Here is an 18,536-nt window from a genome sequence, read left to right as displayed (position 1 = left end):
ACGTCTTGCCGTGGTCAACGTGGCCAATCGTGCCAATGTTGACGTGCGGCTTGTTGCGCTCAAACTTACTCTTTCCCATTTTCGGGTCTCCGTTTTGCTAGTCCCCGAAGGGATCTAATTCTTGTTATCGGTCAATTGGTATTCCGGTCACTTCTGACCGGAATACTTTGCCTGGATTTCAGTTGCGACGTTCGACGGGACCGGCGAATAGTGATCGAAGGTCATCGTGTACTGGGCGCGGCCCTGGGACATGGAGCGCAGGTTGTCGACGTACTTGAACATATTCGCGAGCGGGACGTTCGCGTTGATGACGACGGCGATACCACGGCTTTCCTGGCCCTGGATCTGACCGCGACGGGAGTTCAGGTCGCCGATAACGTCGCCGACGTAATCTTCCGGGGTGACGACTTCGACCTTCATCATCGGCTCAAGCAGCTGAGCGCCGGCCTTCTTGGCTGCTTCACGGAAGCAGGCACGCGATGCGATTTCGAAGGCGAGAACCGAGGAGTCGACGTCGTGGAAGGCGCCATCGATGAGGGTTGCCTTGACGCCGAGCATCGGGAAGCCTGCGAGCGGACCCGAAGACAGAACGCTTTCGATGCCCTTCTGGACGCCGGGGATGTATTCCTTCGGAACGGAACCGCCGACGATCTTCGATTCGAATTTGAATTCGTCGCCTTCCGGGTTCGGTTCGAAGACGATCTTGACGCGCGCGAACTGGCCGGTACCACCGGACTGCTTCTTGTGCGTGTAGTCTTCTTCATGCGTCCGGGTGATGGTTTCACGGTAGGCAACCTGCGGCGCGCCGACGGTTGCTTCTACCTTGAACTCACGACGCATGCGGTCGACGATGATGTCGAGATGCAGTTCGCCCATGCCGGCGATGATGGTCTGGCCTGATTCCTGGTCGGTCTTGACGCGGAAGGACGGATCTTCAGCAGCCAGGCGGTTGAGCGCGAGGCCCATCTTTTCCTGGTCGCCCTTGGTCTTCGGCTCGATGGCGATCTGAATGACCGGCTCCGGAAACTCCATGCGCTCGAGGATAACCGGCTTCAGCGGATCGCAGAGCGTGTCGCCCGTCGTAGTTTCCTTGAGGCCGGCGAGAGCGACGATGTCGCCTGCGAAGGCTTCTTCGATGTCTTCACGCGAGTTGGAGTGCATCTGCAGCATACGGCCGACGCGCTCGCGCTTGTCCTTAACCGTGTTGATGACCGACGCACCCTTTTCAAGCTTGCCCGAGTAGATGCGAGCGAAGGTCAGCGAACCGACGAAGGGGTCGTTCATGATCTTGAATGCGAGCATGGAAAGCGGCTCGCTGTCATCGGCATGACGCTCGATTTCGGCTTCCGTCTTGAAGTCGATGCCCTTGATCGCCGGGATGTCCATCGGCGACGGCAGATAGTCGACGACGGCGTCGAGCAGCGGCTGCACGCCCTTGTTCTTGAAGGCAGTGCCGCAGAACATTGGGTGGAACTTGACGTCGATCGTGCCGCGGCGAACCAGCGCACGGATCTGATCGTTGTCGGGCAGAATACCTTCGAGGTAAGCTTCGGTGGCGGCTTCGTCGATGTCGACGACCGTCTCGATCAGCTTTTCGCGATATTCTTCAGCCTTGGCCTTCATGTCCTCGGGGATCTCGACGACATCCCACTGTGCGCCGAGCGACTCGTCGCGCCAGATGAGTGCGTTCATCTCGACCAGGTCGATGACACCCTTGAATTCGGTCTCCGCACCGATCGGCAGCTGCATAACGACAGCCGTTGCACCGAGACGGGTCTTGATCATCTCGACAGAGCGGTAGAAGTCCGCACCGGTCTTGTCCATCTTGTTGCAGAAGATCATCCGCGGGACATTGTACTTCTCAGCCTGACGCCAGACGGTTTCCGTCTGCGGCTCAACACCGGCGTTGGCGTCGAGCAGCGCGATGGCGCCGTCGAGAACGCGCAGCGAACGCTCGACTTCGATGGTGAAGTCGACGTGGCCGGGAGTGTCGATGATGTTGAAGCGGCGCATTTTGCCGTCACGGCCCTTCCAGTAGGTCGTGGTGGCAGCAGAGGTGATCGTGATGCCACGCTCCTGCTCCTGCTCCATCCAGTCCATGGTGGCTGCGCCGTCGTGGACTTCGCCGATCTTGTGCGACTTGCCGGTGTAATAAAGAATACGCTCGGTGGTCGTGGTCTTGCCGGCGTCGATATGCGCCATGATACCGAAATTGCGGTAGTCTTCGATCTTATATTCGCGAGCCATTGTGGACTGCCTTTCGATACCGTTCGGAATTACCAGCGATAGTGCGAGAACGCACGGTTGGCGTCAGCCATCTTGTGCGTGTCTTCGCGCTTCTTGACGGCGGAGCCGCGGTTGTTGGACGCATCGAGCAGTTCGCCGGAAAGGCGGTCAACCATAGTCGTTTCATTGCGCTTGCGGGCAGCAGCGATCAGCCAGCGAATAGCAAGAGCCTGGCGGCGCTCCGGACGAACATCGACGGGGACCTGATAGGTCGCACCACCGACACGACGCGAGCGAACTTCAACGTGCGGCGCAATGTTCTCAAGCGCAGAATGGAATACCGTGAGCGGCTCCTGCTTGGCCTTGCCCTGGACAACGTCGAACGCACCGTAGACGATGTTTTCAGCAACGGACTTCTTGCCGTCGAGCATGATGGCATTCATGAACTTGGTGACGACGAGATCGCCGAACTTCGGGTCCGGATTGATTTCGCGCTTTTCTGCTTTATGACGTCTGGACATATTTTGTCTCTTCAACCGTTAAGGCGCTTCATGACGCGGAGGACCTCGCGCAGCGCCGGATTATTCAAAAACCGAATTACTTCGGACGCTTCGCGCCGTACTTGGAGCGGCGCTGCTTGCGGTTCTTGACACCCTGGGTATCGAGAACGCCGCGGATGATGTGATAACGGACACCCGGAAGGTCCTTGACGCGGCCGCCACGGATCATGACGACGGAGTGTTCCTGAAGGTTGTGACCTTCGCCGGGGATGTAACCAATGACTTCGAAGCCGTTGGTCAGGCGGATCTTTGCGACCTTACGCAGAGCCGAGTTCGGCTTCTTCGGCGTCGTCGTGTAGACGCGCGTGCAAACGCCGCGCTTCTGCGGGTTCTCCTGGAGTGCGGGAACCTTGTTACGCTTTACGTTCGCCTGGCGAGGCTTGCGGATCAGCTGGTTTACGGTAGGCATTCAACCATCCCTTACGTTTTATCTCAGTACCCTTGCGGGCTTGAACTCGCGCCGTCTCCGGCAGTGACGCATGCTTTCCGTCAATGCGCAAAATATGGCCCGATCCGCTTCCGCAGATGGACCACAAGGAGCAGAGGACGCATAAAATATGCGTCGTGCGTGCAGCATCATGACTTCAACGTGCGTTTAGAACCTTGTTTGAGGTGAACTTCAGGGCGAGTCGCCCCGAACAGCCAAGCCTCACATGGGATCTGATGGCCGGGGTACTACTGGTTTCCACCCGTCTCGTCAAGGCCGGTTAAGAAATAAACTCGCCGTATCGCCTTGATATGCGGGCCCAACGCCCTGTTTCATCCTTCTAGACGAATTGACGGGCGTGCCCCAAGATAAAAACTTGGGCATTGCAGCAAAAGCAGTTAAGGAATCAGCAATTGCGGCGTTCGGCCCTCACAGCAGGATTCGAGCGACCGAATCGTCAAAGAGCCGAAGGACAGGCGATGATCACGACACCTGATAACGACAATAATTTCGACGGCCCGATGATATTCATCATCATCGGCAAGGGCTACGAGTCCGACGCCAGCGAAGGCATCGACCTGCACATCATGCTGAAGGCGCCTGACGACGACACTGCCGTACGCGAGGCCTTAAACGCCCTTGCCGAGGAAGGCTTCATCGAGGCCGATCTCGACCAGATCGGCATGCTGACCGAGGTTCCGGCCGAAGAGCCACACGCATCTGCCTACCAGGGCGCCGTCGAAGGTGAAGTCGCGATCATCCGCTTCAACTGAAGGGAGCCGCCGCTCACGCTGTCGGTCGTCACAGGCAGCATAATCGGAAAGCAGCGCCCTCCCTCCCCGCCAGACCAATCAGAGCAGATAAAAAAAACCGCCCGGATCGCTCCGGGCGGTTTTTCATTTCGTCGACTTCAGCTGCGGATTATTCCGCAGCCGGAGCCTTTTCGGCCATGTCCTGCAGCATCGGCGTGGCGACGGCAGCACCCGTGCCCTTGCGGCGCTCTTCGAGGATCATCTCGTCGCGCGACGTGGCGATGCGGCGGATCTGGGTCATGGTGCCGCCGGTACCGGCCGGGATAAGGCGGCCGACGATGACGTTTTCCTTCAGACCCTGCAGACCATCGGTCTTGCCGGCGATCGCAGCTTCCGTCAGCACCTTGGTCGTTTCCTGGAAGGACGCGGCCGAGATGAAGGACGGGGTCTGCAGCGATGCCTTGGTGATGCCGAGAAGAACCGGATCGCCATAGGCTGGCTTCTTGCCCTGCTCGATCAGGTGATCGTTGACGTCTTCGAGCTCGATCCGGTCGACATTGTCGCCGACGATATAGGTCGAGTCGCCTGCATCGGTGATTTCCACCTTCTGCAACATCTGACGGACAATCACCTCGATGTGCTTGTCGTTGATGACGACGCCCTGCAGGCGGTAGACTTCCTGGATCTCGTTGACGAGGTAGGAGGCCAGAGCCTCCACGCCCTTGATCGCCAGGATGTCGTGCGGAGCCGGGTTACCGTCGAGGATGTAGTCACCCTTTTCGATATAGTCGCCTTCCTGAAGGTGGAAGGGCTTGCCCTTCGGGATCAGGTATTCGACAGGCTCGACACCGTCTTCCGCCGGCTCGATGATGACGCGACGTTTGTTCTTGTAGTCACGGCCGAGACGGATCGTACCATCGATCTCTGCGATGATGGCATGGTCCTTTGGACGGCGGGCTTCGAACAGCTCGGCAACACGCGGCAGACCGCCGGTGATGTCCTTGGTCTTGGCGCTTTCGAGCGGCGAACGGGCGAGAACGTCACCCTGGGAGACCTTCGTGCCCGGCTCGACCGACAGGATCGCATCGACCGAGAGGAAGAAGCGGGCGTCACCACCACGAGACAGCTTCGCGATATTGCCGCTGGCATCCTTGATGACGATCGCCGGCTTGAGGTCCGAGCCGCGCGGGGTCGAACGCCAGTCGATGACCTGACGCTTGGTGATGCCGGTCGATTCGTCGGTCGCTTCCAGAACGGAGAGACCGTCGACCAGATCTTCAAACTGAACGGTACCGGCCACTTCCGTCATCATCGGACGGGTATAGGGGTCCCACTCTGCCAGACGCTGGCCGCGCTTGACCTTGTCGCCTTCGTCGACATGCAGCTTCGAACCGTAGGCCACACGCTGCGACGACCGCTCGACACCACGTTCGTCCAGGATCTGGACGGTCATGTTGCGGCCCATGGCAACGAGGTTGCCATCGGAGTTGCGCAGGATGTTGCGGTTCTTGATCTGCACCGTACCTTCGTACGAGGCTTCGAGGAACGACTGGTCGACCACGGTTGCCGTACCGCCAAGGTGGAAGGTACGCATGGTGAGCTGGGTGCCCGGCTCGCCGATCGACTGAGCAGCGATGACGCCGACGGCTTCGCCCATATTGACCGGCGTACCGCGCGCGAGGTCGCGGCCGTAGCAGACCGAGCAGACGCCCGTCTGGATTTCGCAGGTCAGTGCCGAGCGGATGCGGATCGACTGGATGCCGGCCTTCTCGATTTCGACGACGTCGGGCTCGAGGATCATCCTGCCGGCATCGACGATGCGCTCACCCGTGACCGGATGATCGATGTCGTCGAGCGCCGTGCGGCCGAGGATACGGGCGCCGATCGAAGCAACCACCTGGCCGGCATCGACGATGGCGGTCATGGTGAGGCCCGTCTGCGTTCCGCAATCGACGTGCGTGACGATGCAATCCTGCGCGACGTCGACGAGACGGCGGGTCAGGTAGCCGGAGTTGGCGGTCTTCAGGGCGGTGTCTGCCAGACCCTTACGGGCGCCGTGCGTCGAGTTGAAGTACTCGTTGACGGTCAGGCCTTCCTTGAAGTTCGAGATGATCGGCGTCTCGATGATTTCGCCCGACGGCTTGGCCATGAGGCCACGCATGCCGCCCAGCTGGCGCATCTGGTTCGGAGAACCGCGGGCACCGGAGTGGCTCATCATGTAGATCGAGTTCATCGGCTTCTGGCGACCGGTCTTCTCGTCGAATTCGACCGCCTTGATGCGCGCCATCATCTCTTCGGCGACCTTTTCGGTCGCCTTGCCCCAGGCGTCGACAACCTTGTTGTACTTCTCGCCCTGGGTGATGAGGCCGTCATTGTACTGCTGCTCGTATTCCTTCACCAGGTTTTCGGTGTCGGCAACGATCTTGGCCTTGGCATCCGGAATGACCATGTCGTCCTTGCCGAACGAAATGCCGGCGCGGCAGGCGTGGGCGAAGCCGAGCTGCATAATGCGGTCGCAGAAAATGACCGTGTCCTTCTGGCCGCAATGGCGATAGACCGTGTCGATCATCTTCGAGATGTTCTTCTTGGTCATTTCCTGGTTGCAGATATCGAAGGGCACCTTGCCGTTCTTCGGCAACAGTTCGCCGATGAGCAGACGGCCAGGCGTCGTCTCATAGATCTTCGAGTAAGGCTTGCCATCCTCGTCGACCGACTTGAAGCGGCCGCGGATCTTGGTGTGCAGCGTCACGACCTTGCTTTCGAGGGCGTGATGCAGTTCGCCGAGATCGGAGAAGGCCATGCCTTCGCCCGGCTCGTTCTGGTTGAGGATCGACAGATAGTAGAGGCCGAGAACCATGTCCTGCGAGGGAACGATGATCGGCGCGCCGTTGGCCGGATGCAGGATGTTGTTGGTCGACATCATCAGCACGCGGGCTTCGAGCTGGGCTTCGAGCGACAGCGGCACGTGAACGGCCATCTGGTCACCGTCGAAGTCGGCGTTGAAGGCCGTGCAGACGAGCGGATGCAGCTGGATCGCCTTGCCTTCGACCAGGATGGGTTCGAAGGCCTGGATGCCCAGACGGTGCAGCGTCGGTGCGCGGTTCAAGAGAACCGGATGCTCGCGGATGACCTCGTCGAGGATATCCCAGACTTCCGGCTTTTCCTTTTCGACCAGCTTCTTGGCCTGCTTGACGGTCGAGGAGTAACCCTTGGCGTCGAGGCGGGCATAGATGAACGGCTTGAAGAGCTCGAGCGCCATCTTCTTCGGCAGGCCGCACTGGTGCAGCTTCAGTTCCGGACCGGTGACGATGACCGAACGACCGGAATAGTCGACTCGCTTGCCGAGCAGGTTCTGGCGGAAGCGGCCCTGCTTGCCCTTCAGCATGTCGGAGAGCGACTTCAGCGGACGCTTGTTGGCACCGGTGATGACGCGGCCGCGACGGCCGTTGTCGAACAGCGCGTCAACGGATTCCTGCAGCATGCGCTTTTCGTTGCGGATGATGATGCCAGGCGCACGAAGCTCGATCAGGCGCTTCAGACGGTTGTTACGGTTGATGACGCGGCGGTAGAGATCGTTCAGATCCGACGTCGCGAAACGGCCGCCGTCGAGCGGAACCAGCGGACGCAGATCCGGCGGAATGACCGGAACGACCTTCATGATCATCCATTCCGGACGGTTGCCCGACTCCATGAAGTTCTCGACGATCTTCAGGCGCTTCATCAGCTTCTTCTGCTTGAGATCCGACGTGGTGTCGGCAAGCTCGGCGCGCAGGTCGCCGGCGATCTTTTCGAGGTTCATCGAGGCCAGCATCTCGTAGATCGCCTCTGCGCCGATCATTGCGGTGAACTGGTCTTCGCCGTATTCGTCGACAGCGAGCATGTACTCTTCTTCCGAGAGAAGCTGGTGCTCCTTCAGGGCGGTCAGGCCCGGCTCGGTGACGATGTAGTTTTCGAAGTACAGGACGCGCTCGACATCCTTCAGCGTCATGTCGAGCAGCGTCGAAATGCGTGATGGCAGCGACTTCAGGAACCAGATGTGGGCAACGGGAGCGGCGAGCTCGATATGGCCCATGCGCTCACGGCGAACGCGCGACAGCGTGACTTCGACGCCGCACTTTTCGCAGATGATGCCCTTGTACTTCATACGCTTGTACTTGCCGCACAGGCATTCGTAGTCCTTGATCGGCCCGAAGATGCGCGCGCAGAACAGACCGTCGCGTTCCGGCTTGAACGTACGGTAGTTGATGGTTTCCGGCTTCTTGATCTCACCGTAAGACCAGGAGAGGATCTTCTCCGGAGACGCGATCGAAATCCGAATGGAATCGAAATTCTGTGCAGGCACCTGCGGATTGAAAAGATTCATGACCTCTTGGTTCATGCCTGTCTCCTTCATGGGCTAAAGCGCCCTCAAAATGCGATGGTCGGCGGCAAATTCCCGGGAGCCGCCTCCCTCGCTTAAACGAGAATAACCGCTGGATGCGGCGAAACTTCCCTTCCGGGCCGACACGGATACGGCGCGCGGTGGGACCGGCGTGCGCCGCATTGGCAGCGCACGCCCTATCAAGTGCTTACTCGGCCGCGTCGGGCAGCTGAGCTGCCTGCGCCTCGTCAAGCTTGGTGTTCTCGAGCTCGACGCTGAGGCCCAGTGAGCGCATTTCCTTGACAAGAACGTTGAAGCTTTCCGGAATACCGGCTTCGAACGTGTCGTCTCCTCGGACGATGGCTTCGTAGACCTTGGTGCGGCCGGCGACGTCGTCCGACTTCACCGTCAGCATTTCCTGCAGCGTGTAGGCCGCGCCGTATGCTTCGAGCGCCCAGACTTCCATTTCGCCGAAGCGCTGGCCGCCGAACTGCGCCTTGCCGCCCAGCGGCTGCTGGGTCACGAGCGAGTAAGGACCGATCGAACGAGCATGGATCTTGTCGTCGACCAGATGGTTGAGCTTCAGCATGTAGATGTAGCCCACGGTCACTTGGCGGTCGAACTGCTCACCGGTACGGCCGTCATAGAGCGTCGACTGACCGCTATCCTTGAGCCCTGCCAGACGCAGCATGTCGTTGACGTCGGCTTCGTTCGCGCCGTCGAAAACAGGCGTCGCAATCGAAACGCCGCGTTTCCACTGGTCGGCGAGACGCAGAACCGAGTCATCGTCGAACTCGTGGACCTGTTCGGCCTTGGGGCCGTCTCCGACGACATCGCCGATGGTCTTGCGCAGCGGCTCAATGTTGCCATTGGCCTTGTATGCGTCGATCAATTCACCGATCTGGCGACCCATGCCGGCGCAAGCCCAACCCAGATGGGTTTCCAGGATCTGGCCGACATTCATGCGCGAAGGCACGCCGAGCGGGTTCAGAACGACGTCGACATGCGTGCCGTCTTCGAGGAACGGCATGTCTTCCACTGGCACAATGCGCGAGACCACGCCCTTGTTCCCGTGACGGCCGGCCATCTTGTCGCCCGGCTGGATCTTGCGCTTTACCGCGACGAAGACCTTGACCATCTTCATGACGCCAGGGGGCATTTCATCGCCGCGCTGGACCTTTTCGACCTTGTCCATGAAGCGCTGTTCAAGGCGCGACTTGGATTCGTCGTACTGACCACGCAGCGCTTCGAGCTCGCTCTGGACCTTTTCGTCTTCGACCGCGAACATCCACCACTGCGAGCGGGGATATTCGGAGACGACGGCGTTCGAAAGCTCGGCTCCCTTCTTGAAGCCCTTCGGGCCGGCAATAGAGGCCTGGCCGCGCAGCATCTCGATCAGACGGCCGTAGACGTTACGGTCGAGGATCGCCTGCTCGTCGTCACGGTCCTTTGCCAGACGCTCGATTTCTTCGCGCTCGATCGCCATTGCGCGCTCGTCCTTTTCAACGCCGTGGCGGTTGAAGACGCGAACTTCGACGATGGTGCCGTAGGTGCCGGGCGGCATGCGCATGGAGGTGTCGCGCACGTCGGAGGCCTTTTCGCCGAAGATGGCGCGCAGAAGCTTTTCTTCCGGCGTCATCGGGCTTTCGCCCTTCGGGGTGATCTTGCCGACGAGGATATCGCCCGGCTGAACTTCGGCGCCGATATAGACGATGCCGGCTTCGTCGAGGTTCTTCAGCGCTTCTTCCGAAACATTCGGAATATCGCGGGTGATTTCCTCAGGACCAAGCTTGGTGTCGCGCGCCATCACTTCGAATTCCTCGATGTGGATGGAGGTGAACACGTCGTCGGCAACGATACGCTCGGAGAGCAGGATCGAGTCTTCGTAGTTGTAGCCGTTCCAGGGCATGAACGCGACCAGCGCGTTGCGGCCGAGCGCCAGGTCGCCGAGATCGGTCGACGGGCCGTCGGCGAGGATGTCGCCGCGGTTGACCTCGTCACCGACAGTGACCAGCGGGCGCTGGTTGACGCAGGTGTTCTGGTTCGAACGCTGGAACTTCTGCAGGCGGTAGATATCGACGCCGGACTTGCCGGCTTCGAGGTCTTCCGTGGCGCGGATAACGATACGCGTCGCGTCGACCTGGTCGACCACGCCGCCGCGGCGGGCGCCAATGGCGGCGCCAGAGTCACGGGCAACGACTGGCTCCATGCCGGTCCCGACGAACGGAGCTTCGGCACGCAGCAACGGCACTGCCTGACGCTGCATGTTCGAGCCCATGAGCGCGCGGTTGGCGTCGTCGTTTTCCAGGAACGGGATGAGCGCGGCTGCGACCGAAACGACCTGCTTCGGCGAGACGTCCATCAGGTTCATGCTGTCGCGCGGGGCGAGCATGACTTCGCCGGCGTGACGGCAGACGACGAATTCGTCGACGAAGGAACCGTCAGCGTTCATCTCGGCATTGGCCTGGGCGACGTAGTACTTCGCCTCTTCCATGGCGGAGAGGTAGAGCACGTCGCTCGTCACCTTGCCGTCGACGATGCGGCGGTACGGGCTTTCGATGAAGCCGTACTTGTTGACGCGGGCAAAGGTCGCAAGCGAGTTGATCAGACCGATGTTCGGGCCTTCCGGCGTTTCGATCGGGCAGATGCGGCCATAGTGAGTCGGATGCACGTCGCGGACTTCGAAGCCGGCGCGCTCACGGGTCAGACCGCCCGGGCCAAGAGCCGAAAGACGGCGCTTGTGGGTGATTTCCGAGAGCGGGTTGACCTGGTCCATGAACTGCGAGAGCTGCGAGGAACCGAAGAATTCGCGCACGGCAGCAGCTGCCGGCTTGGCATTGATCAGATCCTGCGGCATCACCGTGTCGATCTCGATCGAGGACATGCGTTCCTTGATCGCGCGCTCCATGCGCAGCAGGCCGAGACGGTACTGGTTTTCCATCAGCTCGCCGACCGAACGGACGCGGCGGTTGCCGAGGTTGTCGATGTCGTCGATCTCGCCCTTGCCGTCGCGCAGTTCGACCAGCATCCTGACCACGGCCAGAATGTCGTCCTTGCGCAGGATGCGGACGGTGTCTTCGACGGTCAGGTCGAGGCGCATGTTCATCTTGACGCGGCCGACGGCGGAAAGGTCGTAACGCTCCGCATCGAAGAACAGCGAGTTGAACATGGCTTCGGCCGATTCCATGGTCGGCGGCTCACCCGGACGCATGACGCGGTAGATGTCGAACAGAGCGTCCTGACGGTTCTCGTTCTTGTCGGCTGTCAGCGTGTTGCGGATATAGGCGCCGACATTGATGTGGTCGATGCCGAGAACCGGGATCTCGTCGAAGCCGTTCGCCAGGATGATGCCAAGCGTCTTCTCGTCGATTTCGTCGCCGGCCTCGAGGTAGATCTCACCCGTCGAGTAGTTGACGATGTCGCCGGCAAGGTAGTTGCCATAAAGATCGTCGTCAGCGGCCTTAAGGGCCTTCAAACCCTTGTCGGACAGCGTGCGCAGCAGGCGCGGGGTCAGCTTCTTGCCGGCTTCCACGACGACTTCGCCGGTATCGGCGTCGACCATCTCGGTGATCGCCTTGGCACCCTTCAGCGTTTCCGGCTTGAACGGAATGCGCCAGCCTTCGCCGTCGCGCTTGTAGAGCGACTTCGTGTAGAAGGTGTCGAGAATTTCCTCGCCGTCCATGCCGAGCGCCATCAGCAGCGACGTCACGGGGATCTTGCGACGGCGGTCGATACGGGCGTAGACGATGTCCTTGGCGTCGAATTCGATATCGAGCCAGGAACCGCGATAGGGGATGACGCGCGCAGCAAAGAGCAGCTTGCCGGAAGAGTGGCTCTTGCCCTTGTCGTGGTCGAAGAAGACGCCTGGCGAACGATGCATCTGGGAGACGATGACGCGCTCGGTGCCGTTGACGATGAACGTGCCGTTGTTGGTCATGAGCGGCATGTCGCCCATGTAAACGGACTGTTCCTTGATGTCCTTGATTGACTTCGCGCCGGTATCCTCGTCGATATCGAACACGATGAGGCGCAGCGTCACCTTCAGTGGCGCTGCATAGGTCAGGTCGCGCTGACGGCATTCGTCAACGTCGAACTTCGGCGGTTCGAACTCGTAGGACACGAATTCCAGCATGGATGCGCCGGAGAAATCGGTGATCGGGAAAACCGATTTGAAAACGGCCTGAAGACCCTCGTCGGGTCGGCCGCCCTTCGGCTCTTCAACCATCAGAAACTGGTCGTAGGACGCCTTCTGAACCTCGATGAGGTTCGGCATTTCTGCGACTTCGGGGATCTTACCAAAAAACTTGCGTACGCGCCTGCGACCGTTGAACGAAAGGGTCTGAGCCATCGTCGCTCCTTCAAAATCTTGCACCCGGGCCTGCAACGGACGGGAACCGATGGCCAGTCGATCCCGTCAATCAATGAGTAGTTCAATCTCGTCCGACCCCAGAAAACGCTCAGCTCGGATTGCTGTGCTGCCCTCGGTGCGAGACCATCCTTTTGAAGAACCCATTACCCAAAAGCCGTTTCGACGCGGCTTTTGGGTAATTCGTTCAGAAAAACGGCAAATGGGAGGCAGTAGAGATACTGCCTCCCAAAAGCAGTTCAAGATTACTTGACGTCGGCCTTGGCGCCAGCGTCTTCAAGCTTCTTCTTGATGTCAGCGGCTTCAGCCTTGTTGACGCCTTCCTTGACAGCCTTCGGAGCGGCTTCAACGAGATCCTTGGCTTCCTTGAGGCCGAGACCAGTGATGGCGCGGACTTCCTTGATGACGTTGATCTTGTTGGCACCAGCTTCGACGAGGATGACGTCGAATTCGGTCTTTTCTTCTTCAACGACAGCAGCAGCAGCACCGCCGGCAGCGGCAGCAACAGCTACCGGAGCAGCAGCGGAAACGCCCCACTTTTCTTCGAGAAGCTTCGACAGTTCTGCAGCTTCCAGAACGGTCAGCGAGGAGAGGTCGTCAACGATCTTTGCGAGATCAGCCATTTTACTAGTTCCTTTTGTTCGGTTCGAACCGGTTGATTATAAACAGCGAAAAACCGCCTTACGCGGCTTCGTCCTTCTTGGCGTAGGCCGCAAACACGCGTGCAAGCTGGCTTGCCGGTGCTGCAACAACCCCAGCGATGCGGGTAGCCGGTGTCTGGATCATGCCCAGCAGCTTCGCACGCAGCTCATCGAGCGAAGGCAGGGTCGCAAGCGACTTGACTGCATCGGCGTTGAGCGTGGTTGTTCCCATGGCGCCGCCCAGAACAATGATCTTGTCATTGGTCTTGGCGAAATCCATGACGACCTTCGGAGCGGTAATCGGATCGGTGCTGTATGCAATCAGCGTCTGACCCTTGAAGAGATTGGACATCCCTTCCGCTTCCGTACCCTGAAGGGCAATCTTGGCCAGGCGGTTCTTCGCGACTTTGACGGTGCCGCCAGCTGCGCGCATCTTCGAACGAAAATCGTTCATCTGCGCGACTGTGGCACCAGCATAGTGGGCCACGACAACTGAGCCCGAAGCCTTGAAGACTTCGTTCAGTTCCGTGACGAATTCGCGTTTTTCCGCTCTTTCCACTGCCTATCTCCAGTTGGCAGGACCGAAAATGGGCCCGCCGGTTGCCTTTTGCCTCCTGGGATCATGCGAGATCCCAAGCGACGCTTGAGGATCCTGTCCCCCCGCGCTCTCGCGCCAATCAAGGCTAAAGAGGCACAAGGCATCCAAGGCTCGAACCGAGTTCCTAGAAGCGAACTTCTTGCAATTCGGGTCTTACCCGTCTCATGCAGGCACAGTGATTAAGGGAAAACCACCTGCAATCTCGGACAGGATTCCGGATTTCTCCGGAATATTCCGGCCCCTTGCGAGGCCGGAAATTCAGTCGCCGGACTTAAAGCCCGGCCATAAACTTACGCAGCCGGAGCACCGGTGACCGAGCCGGGCTCGATCTTGACGCCCGGGCCCATGGTCGAGGAAATCGCCACGCGCTTGACGTAGTTGCCCTTGGCGCCAGCCGGCTTCGCCTTGATGACGGCGTCAGCAAAGGCGCGGATGTTTTCTTCCAGAGCCTTGGCGTCGAACGAGGCCTTGCCGATACCGGCATGAACGATGCCAGCCTTCTCGACGCGGAACTCGACAGCGCCGCCCTTGGAAGCCTTGACGGCTCCGGCGACATCCATGGTGACGGTGCCGACCTTCGGGTTCGGCATCATGCCGCGCGGGCCGAGAACCTTACCGAGACGGCCGACGAGCGGCATCATGTCGGGGGTGGCGATGCAGCGATCGAATTCGATCTTGCCGCCCTGGACGATTTCGACGAGGTCTTCGGCGCCGACGATATCGGCACCAGCGGCCTTGGCTTCGTCAGCCTTGGCGCCACGAGCGAAGACGGCGACGCGAACCGTGCGGCCCGTGCCGTTCGGCAGGTTGACGACGCCACGAACCATCTGGTCCGCATGACGCGGGTCGACGCCGAGGTTCATCGAGACTTCGATGGTTTCGTCGAACTTGGCGACAGCCCGTTCCTTGACCATGCCGATGGCCAGGGTCAGAGCGTAGAGCTTGGTGGGATCAACACCTTCGTTGATCTTCTGCGTGCGCTTACCAGCCATGATCTTAACCCACCACTTCCAGGCCCATGGCGCGGGCAGAGCCCTCGATCATCGCCATTGCACCTTCGATATCCGCTGCGTTCAGATCCTTCATCTTGGCTTCTGCGATCGACTTGATCTGAGCCTTAGTGAGGGAGCCGGCCTTGGCGCCCTTGCCGGGCGTCTTGGAACCGGACGTGATCTTCGCTTCCTTCTTCAGCCAGTAGCTGACCGGCGGCTGCTTCATCGCGAAGGTGAAGGACTTGTCCTGGTAATAGGTGATGACGACCGGAATCGGCATGCCCTTTTCCATTTCCTGCGTGGCGGCATTGAACGCCTTGCAGAATTCCATGATGTTAATGCCACGCTGACCAAGCGCCGGACCAATCGGCGGGGACGGGTTTGCCGATCCTGCCTTGACCTGAAGCTTGAGCTGGCCTGCAACTTTCTTAGCCATATCTCTCTGCCTTTCATGAACGGCCGGTCGCCCGGCCCGTGATGCCGGATCTCTCCGGCGGCTGCGGTTGCGTGGTGCGGATCCTTAGGGTCCGGCTAAGACCCCTCACCTTCCACGCGGGTGCGGACAAGGTCCGCAGGAAACAGGCCGCAAGGGCCAGCTTCCAGTTTCTGCAATCAGACCTTCTCGACCTGAGCGTATTCCAGCTCGACCGGCGTTGCGCGGCCGAAGATCGACACTTCCACCTTCAGGCGCGAACGCTCTTCGTCCACATCCTGAACTGTGCCGTTGAACGACGCGAACGGACCGTCGGAAACGCGGACCTGCTCGCCGATCTCGAAGGTAATGGAGGCCTTCGGCCGCTCGACACCTTCCTGGACCTGACCGAGAATGCGCTCGGCTTCATAATCCGGAATCGGAACGGGCTTATTGTCGGAGCCGAGGAAACCTGTGACCTTCGGCGTATTCTTGATCAAGTGGTAGGCTTCGTCGGTCAGATTGGCACGAACCATGACGTAGCCCGGGAAAAACTTGCGCTCGGAATCGACCTTGCGGCCGCGACGCACTTCCACCACCTTTTCAGTCGGCACGAGGATCTTCTCGAACAGGTGCTCAAGCCCCTTCTGGCGAGCCTTGTTCTCGATGTCTTCAGCCACCTTCTTTTCAAAATTTGAATATGCGTGGACGATGTACCAACGTGCCGCCATTTTCATCTCCACCCGTATCAGTTGCCGGTATTCAGCACGAAGCTCAGAGCCCAGCCGATCAGCTGGTCAGCGGCAAAGAAAAACAGCGCGGCGAAAACCACCATCACCAGCACCATGACCGTCGAGATCATGGTCTCGCGGCGCGACGGCCATGTAACTTTCGACGTCTCGGAGCGAACCTGCTGCAGAAACGCAAACGGATTGGATTTGGATGCCATCGACTGCCCACGCAATTACGGCGCGTAAAGCTGAAACTATCAGCCCCACGCACCGCGTGTCTGTTGAACCCTAAATAAACACCGATTTCCGAATACACAAGGGGGAAACCGAAGTTTAACGAAATTACTTACCACCAATCAATCCCCGACCGGAAATGCCGCGAGCATGTCCGCGCTGTCCCGCATCCAGGAAAATGGCAGGGGCAGTAGGGCTCGAACCTACGACCTGCGGTTTTGGAGACCGCCGCTCTACCAACTGAGCTATACCCCTTCATACCGATCATTCAGCGCCAGGGCCAAGGCCCGCAAATCGCTGCTGAAAAGCATGGCGCTCCCTTTAAGACGACGACACGGGATTGGCAAGCACGATTTTCGATTTTCAAAACCAATCTCCTGATATGCGAACGATCGGCCTTTCAATCGCGGAACCAAGGTCCGTTCAGACCTTCACATATTTCCGCCAATCGTGCTCTTCCTTAAAACCCAGCACCCCGCGGATCTTGCGGTTGGAGAGCAGTCCCTCATATTCGCCGATCTCGCGGGTGAAAGGCACGTTCGGAAAGAATCGCTTGGCAAGCTCTTTCGATGGCGTATTCGCCGAGACCGTGTCGTTGGCGGCGTTGAAGACCTGGTAGCCGAGGCCGTCCTTCTCGATGCAGAGATGGCAGATCTGCCCGAGGTCGCGGGCGTCGATATAGCTCCAGGCGATTCGCTTGCGCATCTCGGGATTGGCGAAAAAGGTCGGGAACTTCTCGTATTCGTCAGGCTCGATGACATTGCCGATGCGCAGCGCATAGATGTCGAAGCCCGAACGTTCGGCAAAGGCGCGCGCCGTCTTTTCGTTGACCACCTTGGAAAGGCCGTAGGAATCCATCGGATTGACGTCGTAATCCTCCTCCAGCGGGAACTGGTGGAAATCGCGATGGCCTTCGGCGAAGCAGACGCCGTAGGTCGTCTCGCTCGATGCGACGATGATCTTCCGGATGCCGAGCTTCACCGCCGCCTCGATGACATTATAGGTGCCCATCGTGTTGATGCGGAAGGTTTCGTTGTCGGGCTTGATCAGGATGCGCGGGATGGCGGCGAAATGCACGACGGCGTCGAAGGGCTGAACGCCCCTGCCCGCATCGAGATCGGGAAAATCGCGATGCATCGAGAGCGCGTTGAACACCTGACCGCTATCGGTGATGTCGGCGATGAGATTGGTGACGCCGGGGCTATCCAGCGGCACGAGATCGAGGTTGTGAACCTCGTAGCCGGCATTGACGAGCCATGGCACAGCATGGCGACCTGCCTTGCCCGAACCGCCGGTGAACAGAATACGTCTCTTCATGGAATATCCTCCGCGTCATGAAATCGGAGGCATAGATAGACGCTTCCGCGCGAAGAGCAAGCGAGCGTCCCGCAAGGGTTCACCCCCGCGTCGCCAGGAGCATCCTATCCGGGAGCACCTGGCCGATTACTTCCGATCACCGCAGAACCCTGCGATGCTCGGCAAAGGTCGTCACTTGACGACACTTACCTCGCCAATCTGCACGACGGCAGACTGAACAACTTCTTGCGGAATTGCAGCGATGAAAAACATCGTGAAAACATACATCGCGAATATCGTAGCAGCGAATGTGGCCTTTGGAATCATCCGGGCTCTCCTCTTTGCAAGAAGGAGTCTGGACTACAATGGTCCAATCACAAACCGGTTTCTGAACGTGAGATGAACAAAATACTGTGACAGGGCAATTTAACGATATTTTTACAACACCTGTTAAACCTACCCGAAGCCATGAAAATGAAAAACCCCGCTGTTTCCAGCGGGGTCTTCATAATTGCGGATAACTCGAAAGTTACTCGACGATCGACGCGACGATACCGGCGCCGACGGTGCGGCCGCCTTCGCGGATCGCGAAGCGCAGCTTTTCTTCCATCGCGATCGGAACGATCAGCTCGACCGATACCGTGACGTTGTCGCCCGGCATCACCATCTCCGTACCTTCCGGCAGCGTCACGATGCCCGTCACGTCGGTCGTGCGGAAGTAGAACTGCGGACGGTAGTTGGTGAAGAACGGCGTATGACGGCCACCCTCTTCCTTCGTCAGGATGTAGGCTTCAGCCATGAACTTCTTGTGCGGCTTGACCGAACCCGGCTTGCACAGGATCTGGCCACGCTCGACGCCATCACGGGTGACGCCGCGGATCAGCGCGCCGATGTTGTCGCCAGCCTGGCCCTGATCGAGCAGCTTGCGGAACATTTCAACG

At 59.3% G+C, this 18,536-nt stretch carries 15 protein-coding genes, 1 tRNA gene and 1 pseudogene; 1 reads left to right on the top strand and 16 read right to left on the bottom strand.

The features are described from left to right. From BS630_RS37735 to rpsL, 4 genes and pseudogenes are all read right to left on the bottom strand, one after another. Positions 1-79 (bottom strand): annotated as a pseudogene (locus tag BS630_RS37735) (GTP-binding protein); the annotation flags it as partial. A gap of 68 nt (positions 80-147) precedes the next feature. Beyond that, positions 148-2,247 (bottom strand): elongation factor G, encoded by a 2,100-nt coding sequence (gene fusA / locus BS630_RS36215; protein WP_018068032.1) that lies wholly within the window; start codon positions 2,245-2,247, stop codon positions 148-150. A 29-nt stretch (positions 2,248-2,276) separates the two neighbouring features. After that, complete coding sequence (gene rpsG / locus BS630_RS36210) at positions 2,277-2,747, bottom strand: 30S ribosomal protein S7 (RefSeq protein WP_011651422.1); 471 nt, start codon at positions 2,745-2,747, stop codon at positions 2,277-2,279. Between the two features lie 76 nt (positions 2,748-2,823). Then, positions 2,824-3,195 (bottom strand): 30S ribosomal protein S12, encoded by a 372-nt coding sequence (gene rpsL, locus BS630_RS36205; RefSeq protein WP_003547537.1) that lies wholly within the window; start codon positions 3,193-3,195, stop codon positions 2,824-2,826. A gap of 497 nt (positions 3,196-3,692) precedes the next feature. On the opposite strand from rpsL, the gene BS630_RS36200 reads away from it, so the two are divergent. After that, positions 3,693-3,986 carry a hypothetical protein gene (locus tag BS630_RS36200; RefSeq protein WP_003547528.1) on the top strand — a complete coding sequence of 98 codons (294 nt, stop codon included), beginning with the start codon at positions 3,693-3,695 and terminating at the stop codon, positions 3,984-3,986. Positions 3,987-4,134: 148 nt separating this feature from the next. On the opposite strand, the gene rpoC is transcribed toward BS630_RS36200, so the two are convergent. From rpoC to BS630_RS36145, 12 genes are all read right to left on the bottom strand, one after another. Then, complete coding sequence (gene rpoC / locus BS630_RS36195) at positions 4,135-8,343, bottom strand: DNA-directed RNA polymerase subunit beta' (RefSeq protein ID WP_026158635.1); 4,209 nt, start codon at positions 8,341-8,343, stop codon at positions 4,135-4,137. A gap of 190 nt (positions 8,344-8,533) precedes the next feature. Then, the gene (gene rpoB / locus BS630_RS36190; protein WP_012757017.1) at positions 8,534-12,673 is read right to left on the bottom strand and encodes a DNA-directed RNA polymerase subunit beta; all 4,140 of its coding nucleotides are present in this window, start codon (positions 12,671-12,673) and stop codon (positions 8,534-8,536) included. A 263-nt stretch (positions 12,674-12,936) separates the two neighbouring features. Next, entirely contained in the window at positions 12,937-13,314 is a 378-nt protein-coding gene (gene rplL, locus BS630_RS36185) for a 50S ribosomal protein L7/L12 (RefSeq protein WP_003547523.1), read from the bottom strand. Between the two features lie 58 nt (positions 13,315-13,372). Beyond that, positions 13,373-13,891 carry a 50S ribosomal protein L10 gene (gene rplJ, locus BS630_RS36180; RefSeq protein WP_003547522.1) on the bottom strand — a complete coding sequence of 173 codons (519 nt, stop codon included), beginning with the start codon at positions 13,889-13,891 and terminating at the stop codon, positions 13,373-13,375. 329 nt (positions 13,892-14,220) lie between these two features. Beyond that, positions 14,221-14,922: a 50S ribosomal protein L1 gene (gene rplA / locus BS630_RS36175; protein WP_003547520.1), complete on the bottom strand. Its 702-nt coding sequence runs from the start codon at positions 14,920-14,922 to the stop codon at positions 14,221-14,223. 4 nt (positions 14,923-14,926) lie between these two features. After that, on the bottom strand, positions 14,927-15,358 hold the full coding sequence (gene rplK, locus BS630_RS36170) for a 50S ribosomal protein L11 (protein ID WP_003547518.1): 432 nt from the start codon (positions 15,356-15,358) through the stop codon (positions 14,927-14,929). A 176-nt stretch (positions 15,359-15,534) separates the two neighbouring features. After that, entirely contained in the window at positions 15,535-16,065 is a 531-nt protein-coding gene (nusG, locus tag BS630_RS36165) for a transcription termination/antitermination protein NusG (RefSeq protein WP_003547516.1), read from the bottom strand. Between the two features lie 17 nt (positions 16,066-16,082). Further along, positions 16,083-16,283 (bottom strand): preprotein translocase subunit SecE, encoded by a 201-nt coding sequence (gene secE, locus BS630_RS36160; RefSeq protein WP_003547514.1) that lies wholly within the window; start codon positions 16,281-16,283, stop codon positions 16,083-16,085. 195 nt (positions 16,284-16,478) lie between these two features. Continuing rightward, a tRNA-Trp gene (locus tag BS630_RS36155) sits at positions 16,479-16,554 on the bottom strand. Positions 16,555-16,722: 168 nt separating this feature from the next. Then, positions 16,723-17,616: an NAD-dependent epimerase/dehydratase family protein gene (locus BS630_RS36150; RefSeq protein ID WP_077981291.1), complete on the bottom strand. Its 894-nt coding sequence runs from the start codon at positions 17,614-17,616 to the stop codon at positions 16,723-16,725. Between the two features lie 171 nt (positions 17,617-17,787). Then, on the bottom strand, positions 17,788-17,922 hold the full coding sequence (locus BS630_RS38490; protein WP_003547509.1) for a hypothetical protein: 135 nt from the start codon (positions 17,920-17,922) through the stop codon (positions 17,788-17,790). A gap of 202 nt (positions 17,923-18,124) precedes the next feature. Beyond that, the coding region (locus BS630_RS36145; protein ID WP_483434323.1) for an elongation factor Tu at positions 18,125-18,536 on the bottom strand (412 nt) is incomplete at its 5' end.

Source organism: Rhizobium laguerreae, from assembly GCF_002008165.1.
In the GTDB taxonomy this organism is placed as follows: Bacteria; Pseudomonadota; Alphaproteobacteria; order Rhizobiales; family Rhizobiaceae; genus Rhizobium; species Rhizobium laguerreae.
This window is presented reverse-complemented; position numbering and strand designations above follow the sequence as displayed.

What these genes read in the sequence shown, in the direction of transcription:
- BS630_RS36200 (WP_003547528.1), top strand. Translation starts at nt 3,693, where the DNA reads ATGATCACGACACCTGATAACGACAATAATTTCGACGGCCCGATGATA.
- rpoC (WP_026158635.1), bottom strand. Translation starts at nt 8,343, where the DNA reads ATGAACCAAGAGGTCATGAATCTTTTCAATCCGCAGGTGCCTGCACAG.
- rpoB (WP_012757017.1), bottom strand. Translation starts at nt 12,673, where the DNA reads ATGGCTCAGACCCTTTCGTTCAACGGTCGCAGGCGCGTACGCAAGTTT.
- rpsL (WP_003547537.1), bottom strand. Translation starts at nt 3,195, where the DNA reads ATGCCTACCGTAAACCAGCTGATCCGCAAGCCTCGCCAGGCGAACGTA.
- rpsG (WP_011651422.1), bottom strand. Translation starts at nt 2,747, where the DNA reads ATGTCCAGACGTCATAAAGCAGAAAAGCGCGAAATCAATCCGGACCCG.
- nusG (WP_003547516.1), bottom strand. Translation starts at nt 16,065, where the DNA reads ATGGCGGCACGTTGGTACATCGTCCACGCATATTCAAATTTTGAAAAG.
- BS630_RS36150 (WP_077981291.1), bottom strand. Translation starts at nt 17,616, where the DNA reads ATGAAGAGACGTATTCTGTTCACCGGCGGTTCGGGCAAGGCAGGTCGC.
- BS630_RS38490 (WP_003547509.1), bottom strand. Translation starts at nt 17,922, where the DNA reads ATGATTCCAAAGGCCACATTCGCTGCTACGATATTCGCGATGTATGTT.
- fusA (WP_018068032.1), bottom strand. Translation starts at nt 2,247, where the DNA reads ATGGCTCGCGAATATAAGATCGAAGACTACCGCAATTTCGGTATCATG.
- rplA (WP_003547520.1), bottom strand. Translation starts at nt 14,922, where the DNA reads ATGGCTGGTAAGCGCACGCAGAAGATCAACGAAGGTGTTGATCCCACC.
- rplK (WP_003547518.1), bottom strand. Translation starts at nt 15,358, where the DNA reads ATGGCTAAGAAAGTTGCAGGCCAGCTCAAGCTTCAGGTCAAGGCAGGA.
- rplL (WP_003547523.1), bottom strand. Translation starts at nt 13,314, where the DNA reads ATGGCTGATCTCGCAAAGATCGTTGACGACCTCTCCTCGCTGACCGTT.
- secE (WP_003547514.1), bottom strand. Translation starts at nt 16,283, where the DNA reads ATGGCATCCAAATCCAATCCGTTTGCGTTTCTGCAGCAGGTTCGCTCC.